The sequence below is a fragment of the Mycobacterium genavense ATCC 51234 genome (genome assembly GCF_000526915.1).
Classification (GTDB): Bacteria; Actinomycetota; Actinomycetes; order Mycobacteriales; family Mycobacteriaceae; genus Mycobacterium; species Mycobacterium genavense.
Genome location: NZ_JAGZ01000008.1, coordinates 178,162 through 195,451, shown reverse-complemented (window position 1 = coordinate 195,451; position 17,290 = coordinate 178,162). Strand labels below are relative to the sequence as shown.

At 67.6% G+C, this 17,290-nt stretch carries 20 protein-coding genes and 3 pseudogenes; 13 read left to right on the top strand and 10 right to left on the bottom strand.

The annotated features are described in order from the left end of the window. Positions 1–136: 136 nt before the first annotated feature. From rpsH to rplO, 6 genes are read left to right on the top strand one after another with little or no spacing between them, the layout of a single operon-like run. Positions 137–535: a 30S ribosomal protein S8 gene (rpsH, locus tag T428_RS0118165; protein WP_025737591.1), complete on the top strand. Its 399-nt coding sequence runs from the start codon at positions 137–139 to the stop codon at positions 533–535. A 9-nt stretch (positions 536–544) separates the two neighbouring features. After that, entirely contained in the window at positions 545–1,084 is a 540-nt protein-coding gene (gene rplF / locus T428_RS0118160; RefSeq protein ID WP_025737590.1) for a 50S ribosomal protein L6, read from the top strand. A 38-nt stretch (positions 1,085–1,122) separates the two neighbouring features. Beyond that, on the top strand, positions 1,123–1,491 hold the full coding sequence (gene rplR, locus T428_RS0118155) for a 50S ribosomal protein L18 (protein WP_025737589.1): 369 nt from the start codon (positions 1,123–1,125) through the stop codon (positions 1,489–1,491). Positions 1,492–1,513: 22 nt separating this feature from the next. Continuing rightward, complete coding sequence (rpsE, locus tag T428_RS0118150; RefSeq protein WP_025737588.1) at positions 1,514–2,203, top strand: 30S ribosomal protein S5; 690 nt, start codon at positions 1,514–1,516, stop codon at positions 2,201–2,203. Then, on the top strand, positions 2,200–2,382 hold the full coding sequence (gene rpmD, locus T428_RS0118145; protein ID WP_025737587.1) for a 50S ribosomal protein L30: 183 nt from the start codon (positions 2,200–2,202) through the stop codon (positions 2,380–2,382). The genes rpsE and rpmD overlap by 4 nt, the downstream gene beginning before the upstream one ends. Further along, on the top strand, positions 2,379–2,822 hold the full coding sequence (gene rplO, locus T428_RS0118140) for a 50S ribosomal protein L15 (protein WP_025737586.1): 444 nt from the start codon (positions 2,379–2,381) through the stop codon (positions 2,820–2,822). Before rpmD ends, rplO begins: the two co-directional genes overlap by 4 nt. On the opposite strand, the gene T428_RS31335 is transcribed toward rplO, so the two are convergent. After that, positions 2,806–3,417, bottom strand: a complete 612-nt coding sequence (locus tag T428_RS31335; RefSeq protein ID WP_169733669.1) for a TetR/AcrR family transcriptional regulator — start codon at positions 3,415–3,417, stop codon at positions 2,806–2,808. The genes rplO and T428_RS31335 overlap by 17 nt on opposite strands. A gap of 94 nt (positions 3,418–3,511) precedes the next feature. On the opposite strand from T428_RS31335, the gene T428_RS0118130 reads away from it, so the two are divergent. Continuing rightward, entirely contained in the window at positions 3,512–4,420 is a 909-nt protein-coding gene (locus tag T428_RS0118130; RefSeq protein WP_025737584.1) for an alpha/beta hydrolase, read from the top strand. On the opposite strand, the gene T428_RS0118125 is transcribed toward T428_RS0118130, so the two are convergent. Further along, positions 4,421–5,350 (bottom strand): LLM class flavin-dependent oxidoreductase, encoded by a 930-nt coding sequence (locus tag T428_RS0118125; protein ID WP_025737583.1) that lies wholly within the window; start codon positions 5,348–5,350, stop codon positions 4,421–4,423. 38 nt (positions 5,351–5,388) lie between these two features. Here T428_RS0118125 and sppA point away from each other — a divergent pair, with 38 nt between their 5' ends. Next, complete coding sequence (sppA, locus tag T428_RS0118120) at positions 5,389–7,191, top strand: signal peptide peptidase SppA (RefSeq protein ID WP_025737582.1); 1,803 nt, start codon at positions 5,389–5,391, stop codon at positions 7,189–7,191. Here sppA and T428_RS0118115 read toward each other — a convergent pair. From T428_RS0118115 to T428_RS0118105, 3 genes are all read right to left on the bottom strand, one after another. Continuing rightward, positions 7,188–8,102 carry a class I SAM-dependent methyltransferase gene (locus T428_RS0118115; protein WP_025737581.1) on the bottom strand — a complete coding sequence of 305 codons (915 nt, stop codon included), beginning with the start codon at positions 8,100–8,102 and terminating at the stop codon, positions 7,188–7,190. The two genes, sppA and T428_RS0118115, sit on opposite strands and share 4 nt — an antisense overlap. A gap of 108 nt (positions 8,103–8,210) precedes the next feature. Then, positions 8,211–9,125, bottom strand: coding sequence for a class I SAM-dependent methyltransferase (locus tag T428_RS0118110; RefSeq protein WP_025737580.1), 915 nt, complete (start codon positions 9,123–9,125; stop codon positions 8,211–8,213). Next, entirely contained in the window at positions 9,126–10,082 is a 957-nt protein-coding gene (locus tag T428_RS0118105; protein WP_025737579.1) for a class I SAM-dependent methyltransferase, read from the bottom strand. It abuts the gene before it with no gap. A 301-nt stretch (positions 10,083–10,383) separates the two neighbouring features. On the opposite strand from T428_RS0118105, the pseudogene T428_RS0118100 reads away from it, so the two are divergent. Continuing rightward, positions 10,384–11,015 (top strand): annotated as a pseudogene (locus T428_RS0118100) (PPE family protein); the annotation flags it as partial. Here T428_RS0118100 and T428_RS32895 read toward each other — a convergent pair. Next, complete coding sequence (locus T428_RS32895) at positions 10,976–11,116, bottom strand: hypothetical protein (protein WP_156942987.1); 141 nt, start codon at positions 11,114–11,116, stop codon at positions 10,976–10,978. The pseudogene T428_RS0118100 and the gene T428_RS32895 overlap by 40 nt on opposite strands. Before the next feature lie 83 nt (positions 11,117–11,199). Between T428_RS32895 and T428_RS31330 the strand changes: the two genes are divergently transcribed. From T428_RS31330 to T428_RS29260, 3 genes and pseudogenes are all read left to right on the top strand, one after another. Further along, positions 11,200–11,694, top strand: a complete 495-nt coding sequence (locus T428_RS31330; RefSeq protein ID WP_025737577.1) for a hypothetical protein — start codon at positions 11,200–11,202, stop codon at positions 11,692–11,694. A gap of 90 nt (positions 11,695–11,784) precedes the next feature. Continuing rightward, positions 11,785–11,916, top strand: a complete 132-nt coding sequence (locus T428_RS35530) for a hypothetical protein (protein WP_281173957.1) — start codon at positions 11,785–11,787, stop codon at positions 11,914–11,916. After that, positions 11,913–13,110 (top strand): annotated as a pseudogene (locus tag T428_RS29260) (zinc-dependent alcohol dehydrogenase). The gene T428_RS35530 and the pseudogene T428_RS29260 overlap by 4 nt, the downstream one beginning before the upstream one ends. 5 nt (positions 13,111–13,115) lie before the next feature. Here the strand turns inward: T428_RS29260 and T428_RS0118070 are convergent. Beyond that, entirely contained in the window at positions 13,116–13,772 is a 657-nt protein-coding gene (locus T428_RS0118070) for a class I SAM-dependent methyltransferase (protein ID WP_036468346.1), read from the bottom strand. Between the two features lie 66 nt (positions 13,773–13,838). Here T428_RS0118070 and T428_RS0118065 point away from each other — a divergent pair, with 66 nt between their 5' ends. Next, the gene (locus tag T428_RS0118065) at positions 13,839–14,684 is read left to right on the top strand and encodes a helix-turn-helix transcriptional regulator (protein ID WP_025737574.1); all 846 of its coding nucleotides are present in this window, start codon (positions 13,839–13,841) and stop codon (positions 14,682–14,684) included. Between the two features lie 48 nt (positions 14,685–14,732). Here T428_RS0118065 and T428_RS0118060 read toward each other — a convergent pair whose 3' ends face one another. The 3 genes and pseudogenes from T428_RS0118060 to T428_RS0118050 all read right to left on the bottom strand — a co-directional run bounded on the left by T428_RS0118060 (position 14,733) and on the right by T428_RS0118050 (position 17,280). Then, on the bottom strand, positions 14,733–15,641 hold the full coding sequence (locus T428_RS0118060; RefSeq protein ID WP_025737573.1) for an MBL fold metallo-hydrolase: 909 nt from the start codon (positions 15,639–15,641) through the stop codon (positions 14,733–14,735). Continuing rightward, a pseudogene (locus T428_RS29255) lies at positions 15,638–16,294 on the bottom strand (L-fuculose-phosphate aldolase). Before T428_RS29255 ends, T428_RS0118060 begins: the two are co-directional and overlap by 4 nt. Beyond that, the gene (locus tag T428_RS0118050; RefSeq protein ID WP_025737572.1) at positions 16,291–17,280 is read right to left on the bottom strand and encodes an NAD(P)-dependent oxidoreductase; all 990 of its coding nucleotides are present in this window, start codon (positions 17,278–17,280) and stop codon (positions 16,291–16,293) included. The pseudogene T428_RS29255 and the gene T428_RS0118050 overlap by 4 nt, the downstream one beginning before the upstream one ends. Positions 17,281–17,290 lie beyond the last annotated feature (10 nt).

Here is a 17,290-nt window from a genome sequence, read left to right as displayed (position 1 = left end):
CGCGACAGGCCCTAACGGGAACCATCGCGAGGAAGGTTACAGACGCTTTCATGACCGCGACAACGACGATGCAGTGGGGGCACCCCCGGCAGCGCAGCGGCGAGGGGGCCGCTGCGACGAAGAGGAGTGGCGCTCGATGACTATGACGGACCCGATCGCAGACTTCTTGACACGTCTGCGCAACGCCAATTCGGCGTATCACGACGAGGTGACGTTGCCGCACTCCAAGATCAAGGCCAACATCGCCCAGATCCTCAAGAGTGAGGGATACATCAGCGACTTCCGGACCGAAGACGCTCGGGTCGGCAAGGCGTTGGTCGTTCAGCTCAAGTACGGACCCAGTAGGGAACGCAGCATCACCGGCCTGCGCCGGGTCTCCAAGCCCGGTCTGCGGGTGTACGCGAAATCCACCAACTTGCCGCGCGTGCTCGGCGGGCTTGGCGTGGCGATCATCTCGACGTCGTCAGGTCTGCTCACCGACCGTCAGGCAGCCAGACAGGGCGTGGGCGGCGAAGTCCTCGCGTACGTGTGGTGAGGGGTAACCATGTCGCGCATTGGTAAGAAGCCGATTCCGGTTCCCGCCGGAGTCGACGTAACGATTGACGGACAAAAGGTCTCGGTGAAAGGCCCCAAGGGGACCCTCGACCTGACGATCGCCGAGCCGATCACCGTGGTACGCAGCGAAGACGGTGCGATCGTGGTCAACCGGCCGGACGACGAGCGGGAAAGCCGTTCGCTGCACGGGTTGTCGCGCACGCTGGTGTCCAACCTGGTCACCGGTGTCACGCAGGGCTACACCACCAAGATGGAGATCTTCGGCGTCGGCTACCGGGTGCAGCTCAAGGGCCGCAACCTCGAGTTCGCGCTCGGATACAGTCACCCCGTGCTGATCGAGGCGCCCGAAGGCATCACGTTCGCGGTGGAGACGCCGACGAAGTTCAGCGTCAGCGGGATCGACAAGCAGAAAGTCGGCCAGATTTCGGCGAACATCCGCCGCCTGCGCCGCCCCGACCCGTACAAAGGCAAGGGCGTGCGCTACGAGGGCGAGCAGGTCCGCCGCAAGGTCGGAAAGACAGGTAAGTAGTCATGGCGCAAAAACAAGCTACTGCCGAGCGGAAGCCGGTGGGGCAGAGCGTTTCTGCAACTCGCCGGGTCTCTCGGCTGCGCCGGCACGCCCGGCTGCGCAAGAAGATCTCGGGCACTCCGGAGCGCCCGCGGCTGGTGGTGAACCGGTCGGCACGGCATATCCACGTGCAGCTGGTCAACGACGAGAACGGCACCACGGTGGCCGCCGCCTCGTCGATCGAGGCCGACGTTCGTGGACTGGATGGGGACAAGAAATCCCGCAGCGTGCGGGTCGGCCAGCTGATCGCCGAGCGCGCCAAGGCTGCCGGCATCGACAGCGTGGTGTTCGACCGTGGCGGCTACAGCTACGGCGGACGGATCGCGGCGCTGGCCGACGCCGCCCGCGAGAACGGATTGAAATTCTGATGACAACTGGAAGGACCGCATAATGGCGGAGCAGTCCGCTGGGGGGCAAGGCGCCCCGGACAGCCGTGACGGCCGCGATTCCCGCGACTCCCGGGACGGCCGGGGTCGGCGCGACGGCGGCGGTGGCCGTGGCCGCGACCGTGACCGCGACGGCGACAAGAGCAACTACCTGGAACGGGTCGTCGCGATCAACCGAGTTTCCAAGGTGGTCAAGGGCGGTCGGCGCTTCAGCTTCACCGCTTTGGTCATCGTGGGCGACGGCGCGGGCATGGTCGGCGTCGGCTACGGTAAGGCCAAGGAAGTTCCGGCCGCGATCGCCAAGGGCGTGGAAGAGGCGCGCAAGGGCTTCTTCCGGGTCCCGCTGATCGGCGGAACCATCACGCACCCGGTGCAGGGTGAGGCGGCCGCGGGTGTGGTGCTGCTTCGCCCGGCCAGCCCCGGTACCGGTGTGATCGCCGGTGGTGCGGCGCGCGCGGTGCTGGAATGCGCTGGGGTGCACGACATCCTGGCCAAGTCGTTGGGCAGCGACAACGCGATCAACGTGGTGCACGCCACGGTGGCCGCGCTCAAGTTGCTGCAGCGCCCGGAGGAGGTGGCCGCTCGCCGCGGTCTGCCGATCGAAGATGTCGCCCCGGCCGGAATGCTGAAGGCGCGACGGGAAAGCGAAGCGCTGGCCGCCAGTGCCGCGCGCGAAGGAACGGCACCGCAATGAGTCAGCTGAAGATCACCCAGGTGCGCGGCACCATCGGGGCGCGCTGGAAGCAGCGCGAGTCCCTGCGCACCCTGGGGCTGCGCAAGATTCGCCAGTCGGTGGTCCGTGAGGACAACGCAGCGACCCGCGGACTGATCGCGAAGGTGAGCCACCTGGTCGAGGTGGAGGAGACCAAATGACGATCAAACTGCACGACCTGAAGCCGGCCCCCGGGTCGAAGACGCCGCGCACCCGCGTCGGTCGCGGTGAGGGCTCCAAGGGTAAGACCGCCGGTCGCGGTACCAAGGGCACCAAAGCGCGCAAGAACGTGCCGGTGACCTTCGAGGGTGGTCAGATGCCGATCCACATGCGGCTGCCCAAGCTCAAGGGGTTCCGCAACCGGTTCCGCACCGAGTACGAGATCGTCAACGTCGGTGACATCAGCCGGCTGTTCCCCGAGGGCGGTGCCATCGGTGTCGCCGAGCTGGTCGCCAAGGGCGCGGTTCGCAAGAACTCGCTGGTGAAGGTCCTCGGTGACGGCGACCTGACCGTCAAGGTCGACGTGTCCGCGCACAAGTTCAGCGGCAGCGCCCGCGAGAAGATCACCGGCGCGGGCGGCTCGGTCACCGAGGTCTCCTAGACTTCGGCGACGCTCCCGCGTCCATCAACGCCGATGCCGTAGCGAGCGCGGAATTTAATGCCGCGCTTCGGGTTTCGCTCTGCTCGGGCATACCGCGCGAGATCAGGACCGACCCGACCATCAACGCGACAATGCTCAACGCCCGCTGCCGGCGGTCGGACTCCGCTCCGTCGAGTAGCTCGGTGATCCGGTCGATCAGTGCCGTCATCTTGCGCTCATAGGCCTCTTTGACGGGCGGTTCGGCGCGCGAGACGTCCGCGCTCAACGCGGGCATCACGCACCCGCCTGTCACGTCGTGGCTGTGGTCGGTGTTCATGTATTCGGCGAGAAACGCGCTCAGGTGCGCTCGCGCCTCGGCACGGGTCATCGCGGCGGTGTCCGTGACGAACGGTTCGCCGAGCCCAGCGTCGATGACGGCCTGCAGAATCGCCGTCTTGTTCGGGAAGTTCGAATAGAACGCACCCGACGTGACGCCCGCGGCGGCGGCCAGCCCGTCCACGCCGACGCCGTTGAATCCGCTCGTCTTGAGCGAACGGGTGCCGGCGCGCACGAGTGCGTCGCGCGCCCGCGCCTTCTGATCTGGCGGGTATCTCACCGGCCCCTCCCTTCGCTTGACGCTCACCCCATCATAGGATAACGTCCGTTACGATAACGATCGTTATTCAATAACCGAGTGTAAAGGCTCTCCGATGGTCAGCACGCAGGCGAAAGAATTCGCCGACTTCTTCAGCGCCCTGAGCGCGCGGTCCGGCAACCCCGATTTCGACCTGAGCACGGTGCGCGACGTCATCGAGACGATGCATGTCGCCACCAAGGAACCCGAGGGTGTGACCTACGCCGAAGTCGACGCCGGCGGGGTCGAGGCGCTGTGGTGCATTCCCGTCGACAGCGACCCGGACCGGGTGCTGCTGCACAGCCACATGGGCGGCACCGTCGTCACATCGATGTACTCCGACCGCAAGGCCGCGGCCCACATCGCGAAGGCGGCGGGCGCGCGATCGCTGGTGCTCAACTACCGGCGCTCCCCGGAGCACAAATTCCCCGCGCAGGTCGAAGATGTCCGCAGCGCGTATAACTGGTTGCTGGCGCAGGGGTACCGCCCGGAAAACATTGCCAGCGTTGGTCATTCGATCGGCGGCAACTTCGCGGTCGGTCTCGCGCTGGCGCTGCGCGACGAGGGAGCCGCGCTGCCGGGTGCGATCGTGTCGATCTCGCCGTGGGTGGATCTGACGATGACGAACGAGACCTACGACAGCAACGCGGAACGAGACCGGCTGCTGTCCCGCCCGCTCGCGGAGTTCTTCAGGTCGTGCTGGCTGGACGACACCGGCGTGGGCTTCGACGACCCGCAAGTGAGTCCGCTCAACGCCGAGCTGGCCGGGTTGCCGCCGACCGCGGTGTTCTGGGGTGGCGACGAGGTACTGGCCGGCGAGGACGCCGACTTCGCCCGTCACCTCGAAGCGGCCGGCAATGATGTCTTGGCCCGCGAGGTCGAGGGCGCCCAGCACTCCTTCATCATCGGCGCGGGCCGGGTGCCCGAGGTCGACGACGCGATCGCCGAAATCGGCGACTGGCTGCGCCAGAAACTAGGCGGCTGACTACCCTAGCTGCGGAATCACTTCCGCGGCAAGGCGTTCCATCTGCTCGCGATTCTGCGGAACGTCGGCGCCGACCGGATTGAGCAGCAGCGTCTGCGCACCGGCGTCGATCACCTCTTGCAGGCCGCGAACGACGTCGGCCGGCGTGCCCGATACCGGAACCTGCTCGATGCCCGGTATCAGGCCGTTGTAGATGCGGTTCAAACCGTCGAGCACCCGCTCCCGTGCGCGCCCCGCGTCGTCGTCGACCATCAGGTACACGCGCTTGCTGATCGGGAAGTGCGCCGGGTCCTTCCGCTGCTCGTCGAGTTCGCGGCGCACGATCGGGACGGCGTTGGCGAACGCCTCGGTGCCCGAGGCGCCTGGACCCATGTACGCGTCGCCATGGCGCACCGCCCGGGCCAGGGCCTTGGGGGCCATGCCGCCGAACCAGATCGGCGGGTGCGGGCGCTGCACCGGCTTGGGCGCGAACGGCAGGTTTTCGACGTCGCGGAGCCGACCGTGGAAGTCCACGGTCGGCAAATCGGACCAGGCCGCCTTCATCAGGTTCAGGCCCTCGGTGAACCACGAAATGAAGGTGTCTTTGTCGACGCCGAACGCACTGAGCGTCACCCCGCCGCGACCGGGTGCGACACCGATATCGAGTCGCCCGTGGCTGATTCGGTCGACCGTTGTCACCGCCGAGGCCAACTGCAACGGCTCGTGCTGCGACGTCACCAGCACGGCGACCCCCAGCCGCAGCCGCGTGGTGAACGCCGCGCAATACGACAGCAGCTCCAGCGGCGCCAGCAACGGCGCCCGGCCAATGGTCTGCTCGAGCGTCCAGATCCCTTCGAACCCGAGTTCTTCGGCGCGCAATACGTATGAGCGCAGCCCGTCCGCGTCGAAGACGTCGTAGTCGAACTGCGGGATCGCGATGGAGAACCTCACGGGCTCACCCTACGGGCATCGATCGGTACGCTGCAGTTATGTTCGCCTTTCTGCCTGCTCTGCCCGGTGTCGACGACGTACGTGCCCTGGCCGGCCGCGTCGACACGGTTCGCCACCACGGCGTACCCAACGGCTGTGTGCTCGAATTCAATCTGCGTTCGATGCCGCCCGAGACGGCGGGCTTTGACCCGATGGCGTTCGTCACCGGGGCGGAGCGACCGATAACGCTGCGCCAGGCGGTCGCCGCGATCCACCGCGCCGCCACGGATGACCGGGTGGCCGGGCTGATCGCCCGCGTCCAGCTCGCGGCCTCACCGCCGGCGGCGGTCCAAGAGCTGCGCGAGGTGATCGCGGCGTTCAGCGCCGTCAAACCATCGCTGGCCTGGGCCGAGACCTACCCGGGCACGCTGTCCTATTACCTGGCTTCGGCGTTCAGCGAGGTCTGGATGCAGCCGTCGGGCAGCGTCGGGCTGATCGGCTTCGCGAGCAACGCGACCTTCTTACGCACCGCGCTGGACAAGGCGGGGATCGACGCCGAGTTCGTCGCCCGGGGCGAATACAAGTCGGCGGCAAACGTTTTCACCGAAGAGGGCTTCACCGAAGCCCATCGTGAAGCGGTCACCCGGATGCTGGAAAGCCTGCAGGACCAGGTGTGGCAGGCGATCGCGGAGTCGCGCAAGATCGACGTCACCGCGCTCGACGCGCTGGCCGACCGGGCTCCGCTGTTGCGCGACGACGCGGTGGCCTCCGGCCTGGTCGACCGCATCGGCTTCCGCGATCAGGCCCACGCCAGGATGGCGGAATTGGTTGGTGTGGAAGGCATTTCGGCTGACGACGACGGGGTCGACGCCGACCCGGAGAAGTTGGCGCCCCGGCTCAACCTGAGCCGCTACTGCGCGGCGGGCCGGTCGCGATTGGTGCCGCCGGCGCCCCCGATCCCCGGACGGCGACCCAAGCCCACCTTCGCGGTGATCACGCTGCAGGGCCCGATCGTCAACGGGCGCGGCGGACCCCAGATGCTGCCGTTCGGCAACTCGAGCGTCGGCGGTGACACGATCGCGGCGGCACTGCGGGAGGCGGCCGGCGACGATTCGGTGTCGGCGATCGTGCTGCGGATCGACAGCCCCGGCGGTTCGGTCACGGCATCGGAGACCATCTGGCGCGAGGTAACCCGCGCCCGTGAACGCGGCAAACCGGTGGTGGCGTCGATGGGTTCGGTGGCCGCGTCCGGCGGCTACTACGTCGCCATGGCCGCCGACGTGATCGTGGCCAACCCGGCGACCATCACCGGCTCGATCGGTGTGATCACCGGGAAGCTGGTGTTCCGCGATCTCAAGGAGCGCTTCGGAGTTGTCTCGGATGCGGTGCGTACCAACGCCAATGCCGATGCGTGGTCGATGGATGTGCCCTTCACTGCCCAGCAGCGTGCCGATCGGGAGGCCGAGGCGGACTTGATCTACGCCGACTTCGTGCAGCGCGTCGCCGACGGGCGCAACCTGACCACCGACGCCGTCGACGCCGTTGCCCAAGGACGAGTGTGGACCGGAGCCGACGCCCTGGAACGCGGCCTGGTCGACGAGTTGGGCGGTCTTCGGACCGCGATGCGCCGCGCCAAGATTCTGGCCGGCCTGGACGAGGACGCCGACGTCCGGGTCGCCAGCTTCCCGGGATCCTCGTTGCTTCAGCTGGTGCGACCCCGGGCGTCCTCGCAGCCGGCCGCCGCGTCGTTGCCGGATGCGCTGGGCGCACTGCTCGGGCGCACCGTTGCCGCGGTGGTCGAGAACCTCGAGCAGGCGGTCAACGGTGCCAGTGTGCTGTGGCTGGGGGAGTCGCGCTTCTAGCTCTCGAGCCGGCCGCTGATGAAGATGATCTCGCCCAGCGGGTCGTCGTTCTCCGGCGCGAGGACCTCCAGCCCGTTCTGCTGGAACAGTTCCGTTCTCGTCACGCCCTCGACGTTCCAGCCCTTGGCGCCCAAGTAGTCGACGACGTGATTGCGCTGACCGGCGTACACCAATGACGCCATGTCGATGTCGATGCCGTGCTCCCGAAACAAGCCCGACATCTCCCGCACCCGGTCGGCGTCGAAATCGATTATGCCCGGGACGAATTCGGTCGCGATCGTGCTGCCCGGCACGGACAGGGCGGTGATGTTGTCGAACAGCAGGTCCTGGGCCTCCGGCGGCAGGTAGATCAGCAGCCCCTCGGCCAACCACGCGGTCGGCCTGGTGGTGTCGAACCCCGCGGCCCGCAGCGCCGCCGGCCAATCCTGGCGCAGGTCGATCGCAATGGTGCGCCGGGTGGCGGTGGGGTGGGCTCCGATATCGGCCAAAGTGGTTGTCTTGAACTCGATTACCTGCGGCTGGTCGATTTCGTACACCACTGTCCCGGCGGGCCACGGTAACCGGTAGGCGCGCGAGTCCAATCCGGACGCGAGGATCACCACCTGGCGTACGCCCCCGGTGGTGGCATTGACGAAGTAGTCGTCGAAATACTTGGTGCGCACCGCCATTCCGTCGATCATCGCCCGCATACGGATCGGCGAGGCGTTCTCGACCGACGACAGGTCGAGTTCGCCGTCCATTATCTTGGTGAAGAAATCCACGCCGACCGCGCGTACCAGCGGCTCGGCGAACGGATCGTTGATCAATGCGCGCGGATCCTTCGTCGCCATGGCGCGTTTGGTCGCGACCATGGTTGCGGTCGCGCCCACGCTGGACGCCAGATCCCAGTTGTCGTCATGTGCACGGGCCATGGGGAGGACTCTAGCCCGACGACGACGCGCGCCGGTAGGCGCGAGGTGGGGCACCCCCAGCCGCGTGGCGGCGAGGGGGCGAGTCGGGCAATCGACCTGAGCCAAGGCCTACTTCAGCGTCGCGGCGACATAACTCAGGTCGCCGAAGGCGGCCGTCATCTGGTCGTTGGGGAACTCAAACCCGTTGCGGGCATACAGCTCCCTGGCGGGTTGGGCCGTCACCTGCCAGCCGTGCGTGCTCAGATAGTCCACCACGACGCTGCGCTCGCCCTGGTAGAACAGGGCAGAAGCGTCGAGGTCGAACCCGAAGCTGCGCCAGCGGTCGCTGATCTGCCGCAACCGCTCGTCGGTGAACGCGTTGGGGTCGGTCACATACTCGGTGGCGATCCGGCTGCCCGGCGCGCTCAGGGCGGTGATGTTGTCGAACAGCCGGTCCTGGGCCTCCGGGGGCAGATAGGGCAGCAGTCCTTCGGCACTCCAGGTCGTCGGCTGCGTGACGTCGAACCTTGCGGCGCGCAATGCGCTGGGCCAGTCGTCGCGCAGGTCGATGGCGACGGTGCGGCGCTCGGCGCTCGGCACGGCGCCGATACCGGCCAGCGTGTCGGTCTTGAACTCGATGACCCGGGGCTGATCGATCTCGTAGACCACCGTGCCGGCCGGCCACGGCAGCCGGTAGGCCCTGGTGTCCAGGCCGGACGCCAGAATCACCGCCTGTCGCACACCGACTTCTGTTGCGCCGGTGAAGAAGTCGTCGAAGAACCGGGTGCGCACCGTCATCTGATGGATCCGTGCCTGGCGATTGAGCAGCGCGTCGTCCTCGAAGTCGATCTCGCCGTCGATCACGCGGACGAAGACATCCAGGCCCACGGCCCGCACCAGCGGATCCGCGAAGGGATCGTTCAGTAGCGCGTCGGGCCCCTGCGAGGCCACCGCGCGGGAGGCGGCGACCATGGTGGCCGTCGCTCCCACGCTGCTGGCCACGTCCCAGCTGTCGCCGTCGGTACGTCCTGTCTGAGTGCTCATCTATTTCGCTTTCTTTTCCAGGGTGCCGCTGGTGTAGAGCATCTCGCCCATCCGCATGTCGTCATCCTCGAGTGGGGCGAAGCCGTTGTCCGCGAACAACTCCCGGATGCTGCTGCTTTGCAGGCGCCACCCGCGGTCGGCAAGGTATTCGACCACCTCGTTGCGGTCGCCGAGGTAGACCAGACCCGCCATGTCGAGGTCGAAACCGTGTGCGCGCCAGCGTTCGGCGATGGTCTGCATGCGTTCGCGCATCTTGTCCTCTTCCCCGGGATCGGGGTTCGGTGCGCTCTCGGTGGCCAGTCGACTGCCCGGCGCGCTCAGCTCGGCGATGGTGTCCAGCAGCCGATCCTGGGCCTCGGGCGGCAGGTAGCCGAGCAGACCCTCGGCGCTCCACGCGGCGGGCTGGGCCGGGTCGAAGCCGGCGGTCCGCAGTGCGGTGGGCCAGTCGTCGCGCAGATCGATGGCCACCACCCGGCGGTTGGCGGTCGGCGCGGCGCCGAGGTCGGCCAGCGCATTGGTCTTGAATTCGATGACCTGCGGCTGGTCCACCTCGTAGACCACCGTGCCGGCCGGCCAGGCCAACCGGTAGGCGCGCGAATCGAGCCCGGAAGCCAGGATCACAACCTGCTTGATACCCGCCGCCGTCGCATCGGTGAAGAACTCGTCGAAGAACTTGGTGCGCACGGCCATGTTGTCGGCCATGCGCGACATCGCCCCGGCCGATCCCGCCGCCCCGTCGTGCACGTCGTTCAGCTCGGCGGGGTCCAGGTCACCGCTGGCCAGCCGGGAGAGTAGGTCCACGCCGACGGCCTTGACCAGCGGTTCGGCGAATGGGTCGTTGATCTGCGGGTGATCGGCCCGGGTGGCGATCGCGCGCGCGGCCGCGACCATCGTGGCGGTCACGCCGACGCTGGACGCCAGGTCCCAGGTGTCGCCCTCGTATCTGGTGGAAGTCATTGGTCCCCCCTGTATCGGATGTCTTTAGCTTACCTTCGTTAATACCTAGCCAATATAACAAGCTTTCCCGCCGTTCGCTTCCCGCGATTCGGGGCAACCTCGACGAATCGCGCACACGGCAGGCTCGCGCGCCCCCGATGGTTACGCACGTTCGTATCCGAAAGGCCTGCGCCAGAGCGAGTTTCGATCGGACATGAAATTCAGGACGCGGTCACGCGGAGTTCAGGTGCGTGTGACAGCATGTCGAGGTTATTTCCACGTCTGTCAAATAGGCACTTCGACTAGGCGAGAGGACACCGCGATGGACTACGGGTTGTTACCGCCGGAGGTCAACTCCGGGCTGATGTATGCCGGTCCGGGAGCGGGGCCGATGCTGGCGGCCGCGGCCGAGTGGGAGGCGTTGGCGGCCGAGCTCGAGGCCACCGCGGATGGTTATTGGTCGCAGGTGGCGGCGTTGACGGGGCAGTCCTGGTTGGGTCCGTCGTCGGTGGCGATGTCGGCCGCGGTCACACCGTATGTGGAGTGGCTGCAGATCAGTGCCGCGCAGGCGGGGGCGACCGCCAAGCAGGCCTATGGGGCTGCCGCGGCTTACGAGACCGCGTACGCGATGACGGTGCCCCCGCCGGTGATCGCGGCCAACCGGACACTGCACGCGGCGTTGATCGCCACGAACTTCTTCGGGCAGAACACCCCGGCGATCGCAAGTACCGAAGCCCAGTACCTGGCGATGTGGGCCCAGGACGCCACCGCGATGTACAGCTACGCCGGCGCATCCGAGGCCGCGAGCACGCTCACGCCGTTCAGCCAGGCGCCGGATACCACCAACTCGTCCGGCAAGCGGATCAGGCCCGCGCGGTGATGCAGGCGACCGCCAACGCCACCGGCGCACGGACTCAATCCGTCGTGCAGATGGCATCGAATGCGACGTCCCAGCCGGGCGACACCGTCACCACCGTTACCCCGATCCCGCCCGACGAAACCGTCACCGCACCCGCCGGCAGCACGATCACCCTCGGGAAAACAGTGGCGTACACATCACAGCGGCTCCGTCATCGCCAGCGCCAGCCCGTTCACCCCGAACCTCACCACCGGGACCTACGTCTTCAGTTATTCCTCCGTGCTCGTCAACGTGAGCGGCTCGTTGGTCACCTATACCCCGGCCTACCAGGGCAGCACCCTGCTCCCGGTCGGCACGAACGTCACTGCCACCGCCGCGACCGGCCCCATCATGCTCACCCCCTCCGCCGCAGACGAGTTCGTCAGCGGATTTGTCACCAGCGGCACCGCCACCGTCACCGGTTCGACCGGAGAGATCGGCGCGGTCGAAACGCTTGGCAATACCGCCACTGCCACCGTCGGGGCGGCCGGCGCATCGATCACCGCCATGCAAGACAGCGCTGTCACGCTCACGGTCACCTCGGTCACCCCGGTCGTTCCCGTTGCCTCGAGTTCGCCTGGCGCGCTGGGGGCAGCGGCACCGGCGGTCGGAGCGCCGGGACTGGCCGGAACGGCGGGCATTCAACCTCAGCTCCATGTCGAACTGCTCGGGCAATGGGCCGGTGGCCTGTCCGGTGCCGACCTCGCCGCCGATCTGGCGGGCGCGGCCGGGTGACGGGCGAGCTCGTGCCGATGAACCCGGGGAGAAACCCGACAGGTGGAAACCGGGTGATCATCGCCAGTGGTGGGACTATCTTTTGCAGTTATGACGGCGTCAGCTCGGCTGGTCGGCCACCCCGACGGGATACCGATCTACCGATATCGGACCGACCGGGACGTAGCTGCGGTGTCGGTGCACCGCGTCGACGCCAACATCGCCGGGGTGACGCCGCGATGAAGGCGTTGGTGTACGGGGTAACGCCGGAGCCGTTCGAAGTTCCCTGTGACGCCAACACGCTGACGGCGAATCTGGCCCGCACCCCGACCGCCCTGCGGCAACTACCGGATCCTCAACTGCCCCAAGAGGATTGGGTGGTCACCCGACCTAGACTGACGGGAATCTGCGGGTCAGACTCCAAACAGATCCTGCTGGATTTCGGCGCGGACGACGCCGACAATGCGATGGGCGGCTTCTGTTCCTTCCCCCAGTGATGGGCCACGAAGTGGTCGCCGACGTGGTGGCGCTCGGGCCCAAGGCCCGCGGGCTCGAGGTGGGGCAGCGCGTCGTGCTCAACCCGTGGCTGTCCTGCGGGCCGCGCGGTATCGAGCCGGTGCGTCCCGCCTGCGAGAGCGGCGACTACAGCCTGTGCTGGAGCTTCACCGACGGCGATATCAAGCCGGGCATCCACACCGGGGTGTCGGCCGACGTGACCGGCGGCTACGCCGAATTGATGCCCGCGCACGACAGCATCCTGTTCGCCGTTCCCGAGCCGATACCCGACGAGATGGCCGTGTTCGCCGACCCGTTTTCGGTGTCACTGCACGCGATCACCCACCATCCGCCGCCCCGCGCGGGCCAGGTTTTGGTCTACGGCGCCGGTTCGCTCGGGTAGTGCGCGGTGACGATCCTGCGGGCGCTGTATCCCGACGTGGCGGTGGCCGTGGTGGCGCGCTTCGACGCCCAGGCCGAAGTGGCCCAAAGGTTCGGGGCCGCCAAAGTCGTTGCGCACGAACCACGCCTGGCCCTGATCGAAGAGCTGGTCGCCTGGGGCGGCGGTCGGCTGCGGGGGCGGTCGACGTCGTCTACGACACGGTCGGTAAGCCCGAGACGTTCGAGGTCGGCGTGCGGGTGCTGCGCTCGCGGGGAACGCTGGTGAAGGCCGGAGTCCACGCGCCCGGGCGCTGGGAGTGGAGTCCGCTGTACTTCAAGGAAATCTCCCTCGTCGGGTCCAATGCGTTCAGGTTCGAGGAGGTCGACGGGCAGCGCAAGCACGCGATCGCCCACTACCTCGACCTCGTCGCGGCCGGCCGGGTGGATCTGCGCCCGATGCTGACCCATACCTTCGCGCTGGACCGTTGGCGCGACGCCTTTTTGGCGATTGCCAACCAGGGCGAAAGCGGCGCCATCAAGGTTGCCATCGACCAGCGCTAGACCACCTAGCCGGGTCGGGTGGCGCGGTAGTAGGTGAGTCGCCCCACGAACCAATGCCGCTCGGTGGCGACTTCGTTGCAGTCCAATCCGGCGGAACGCAGCAGCCGGGGAATCGCGTCGCCGAGATTGCCGGCCGCGTGCGGACTGTGCCTGACCAGGCGCGCCGCCAGCCCGTCCGCGGCGGTCATGTCGCCGCCCATGTCGACCAGGTGCAGCCGGCCGCCGGAGCGTAGCACGCGGCAGATCTCGGCTGCCGCACCGGTTTTCGCGTCGCCCTGCAGGTGGTGCAGCATCATCGACGACAGCACCCGATCGAACTGGCCGTCGTCGTAGGGCAGGTGTTGCGCGTAAGCCTGTTCGAATCGAATACCCGTCAATTGCTCGGCTTTTCGCTGGGAACGCCGGAGTGCCAGCGGGTCGGGGTCGGATCCGATCACCTCGGCACCGGGATAGGGTCGTTTGACTCGGATCGTGAGATTGCCGGTGCCGCAGCCGGTTTCCAAGACACGCTGGCCGTTGGCGAGCTCGGCCTGATCGATCAGCCGCTGATGAACTCGCCGCAGGCCGAACAGGCGGGACATCAGGTCGTAGCCGGGCAGGAAGGCGTCGCGTCCGGCGGCGGGAAGGTAGTCATGTGGAGGATATTTGGTCATGCAATCCATACTGGACCAGTGTCTCGTTATGGAATTGGGCGATCTTCGCCATAAGTTGGACTATATTTTGCAATCATGACGCAGCCAGCCCGGTTGATCGGCCTCCGCGGCGGAGTGCCGATCTATCGAGATCGGACCGGTCCGGACACGTCTCAGGTGTCGCTGCATCGTCACCTGGGCGAGCTCGGCGAGCGGGGCCGTCACATTCACGACTTCCCGGCGCTGTGGTACGTCCCCGCGGCGGGCCTGGTGTATGTGGCCGCCGCCGGAGAGGTGCTCGACCCCGGGCGTCTGGCGGACTTGGATGCCGGCGTCGCGGTGTTCTTCGATCCCGCCGCGCTCGGCGAGGACGCACGCTCGCCCGCCTGGCGGGGCCACCCGCTGCTCTTCCCGTTCCTGCACGGACATGCCGGTGGGGTGTTGCGGCTGCAAGTACCCGAGGACCGGCGACCCATGTGGGACAACATGATTCGAGCGATCGAAACCGAGCTCACTGCCCGCCGGGACGGGCATCGGCAGGCGGCGCTGGCCTACCTGACGCTACTTTTGATCGAGCTGGCCCGGCTGGCCCGCGATGTGGTGGCCGACCTCAAGCGCAGCGGTGAGCCACTGCTGGCCGACGTGTTCGCGGTGATCGACCGCCGCCAGGGCGAGCCGTTGTCGCTGCGCGACGTCGCGGCTGAACTTGGGGTAACACCGGGACATCTCACTACGGTGGTGCGTCGGCGCACCGGGCGCACCGTGCAGGAGTGGATCATCGAACGCCGGATGGCCGCGGCGCGCACGCTGCTCGAGCAAACGGATCTCCCGGTCGCCGAGATCGCCCGGCGAGTCGGGGTTTTCGACCCCGGCTATTTCACCCGCCAGTTCACCCGGGCGCACGGCATGCCGCCGCGCCAGTGGCGTCGCCACGCCGCCTAGGCCATCGCCCCGCCCGCTTGCCCGCCGGCCACCGAACCACCCGGCACGTCAAATCTTTTCGATGTCGAGCCATTCGTCGACCTCGAATTGATCACCGACCGCGCGGATCGATGCGCCGCCGCAGCCGGGGTAGTGGGCCGGGATCATGGTGGCGTGCGCCCCCGCGGCCTCGGTGAAGATGCGCCGGCGGGTGGCCGCGGCCGCGGTGGCGTCGACGTCGAAGGCGCAGGGGTCGGCGGGGCGGCGTACTTGCAGCGGGCTGTGCGTGATGTCGCCGACGAACACCGCGGGCGCGCCCGCATCCAGCCACAGCACCGAGGAGCCGGGTGTGTGGCCGGCGGCGGGACGCAGGCGCAGTGACGGGCTGATCTGGCAGTCGTCGGACCAACAGACGAGCTGGCCCGCCTCCTCGATGGGCAACACGCTGTCGGCGAACACCAACTGGTCGCCGTGCTGCGCGATGGCCTCCTGTTCGGTGCGCGGCGATCGCCGCGTGAGGGGCCCGTCGGGGGCGAAGTAGCGGTAATCGGCTGCAGGAGCAAGGTATCGGGCGTTGGGAAAGGTCGGCACCCAGGTGTTGTCGTCGAGCATCGTGTTCCACCCGACGTGGTCGGAATGGAGGTGGGTGTTGATCACCACGTCCACGGCGTCGCGGTCGATACCGACCGAGTCCCACGCGGTGAGGAATGCGGTTTTCAGGTGATCCAACGGTGGCATGTGCGGGCGCTGGCGGTCGTTGCCGACGCCGGTGTCCACCACGACGGTCAACCCGTCGACCTCGATGACCCAGCTTTGCACCGCGATCCGCCACTTCTCGGTGTCGGGGTTGAAGAAGTCTGGCACCAGCAGGTTGTGCCATCCGTCCGGCGGCGTTTGGGCGAAAGACGTTGTCCCCAACTCGAACTGGAATTCCACAAGGCGCGTCACGCAGGCGCGGCCCAGCTGTACTCGGCTCATAGGGGATTGGCCCGCAGGTAGCCGTAGACCCCGGCGAAGTTGCGGTTCACGTCTTCGGGAATCGGCACCAGTCCTCCCAGAGCCCTTGCACCCCAAACGATTTAGGCAGTGCGCTCGACGAGTGCGGTGATGTGCAGGACCTTGTCCGGTCGTGGGCCCACCGCGACCAGGCCGTGGTAGGCGATCAGCGCCGCGCCGCGACCCTCCAGCGCCTTGACGGCGTTGGCCCCGACGTCGGGCGTGCCGGACGCGGCGTAGTCGGCGCAGCGAACGTCGCCGCCGACGTAGACCGCGAATTCGTCGATGCAGGCCGGAATCGGTTGGTGGGCGATCGCGAACATGGTGGCCCACACCGGATGACTGTGAATGACGCTGCCGATATTGTCGAACGCCCGATAGGCCGCCAGGTGCAGCTGCACTTCCGACGACGGCGCCCGGCCGTCCTTGGCATGCCGCACCGCGCCTTCGGGGTCGACGAGCACCAGGTCGTCGAGTTCCATGTCGCGGTAGTCGACCGACGAGGGGGTGATCACGATGTTGCCGTCCGACCGGCGGGCCGAGATGTTGCCGGCGGTTCCCTCGACGAGGCCGCGGTGCAGCATGTCTTTGGCCGCGTCCAGGACCGCGGCTTCCGGGTTGTCCACGAACTTCATGACGCCAGCACCTCCGGGTTGACGATATGGGTGGGCCGGTTGCCGGATAGCAACGCTTCCAGATCGTCGGCGACCATCTGCGCCTGCCATGCCTCGGTGTCCCAGGTCGCCCCGCCGATATGCGGGGTCAGCACGACGTTCGGCATGCCCACCAACGGATGGTCCGTCGCCAGGAATTCGCCCACGAAATGGTCCAGTCCCGCCGCGGCGACCTTGCCGGCGCGCAGCGCGTCGACGAGCGCGTCGGTGTCGTGCAGCTGCGCGCGGGCGGTGTTGAGGAAGACCACGCCGTCGCGCATCGCGGCGAATTCGGCCGCGCCGATCATCCCCATGGTGTCCTCGGTGACCGGTGCGTGCAGCGAGACGACGTCGGCCTCGCTCAGCAGCTCGTCGAGGCTGTGCTGAGCTTCGTCGTGGTACGGGTCGTAGGCGATGACGCGCATGCCCAGCCCGGTCAGCCGCCATCGCAGAGCCCGGCCGACGGCGCCCAGTCCTACCAATCCCGCGGTGCGCCCGGCGATCTCGGCGCCCCGGAACCGCTGGTAGGGAATGCTGCCGTCACGAAACGTGTTGCCGCTGCGCACATCCGCGTCGGTGGTCAACAGGTGGCGGGTGGCGGCCAGCAACAGGGCCACCGCCAGCTCGGCGACCGCGTCGGCGTTGCGGCCCGGGGTGTTCAGCACCGGGATGCCCGCGGCGGAGGCTCCGGCGATGTCGACGTTGTTGGGGTCGCCGCGGGTGGATGCGATCGCGCGCAAGCCGGTGTCGAACACCGGGCCGCGCACCGAGGCACTCTCCACCACAACCACGTCGGCGGCTTCGGTGCCGATCCGTTCGGCCAGCTGCTCGGGGCCGTAAATGCGCAGCGAGGTCGCCTCGAGCTCACTGATCCAAGGGTCGTACACCACATCGGCGAGCTGCCGGAGTTTGGCGAACCCCGGACCACGCAGCGGGGCGGTCACCAGGGCACGCGGTCTTGACGTCACGAATGCCAAT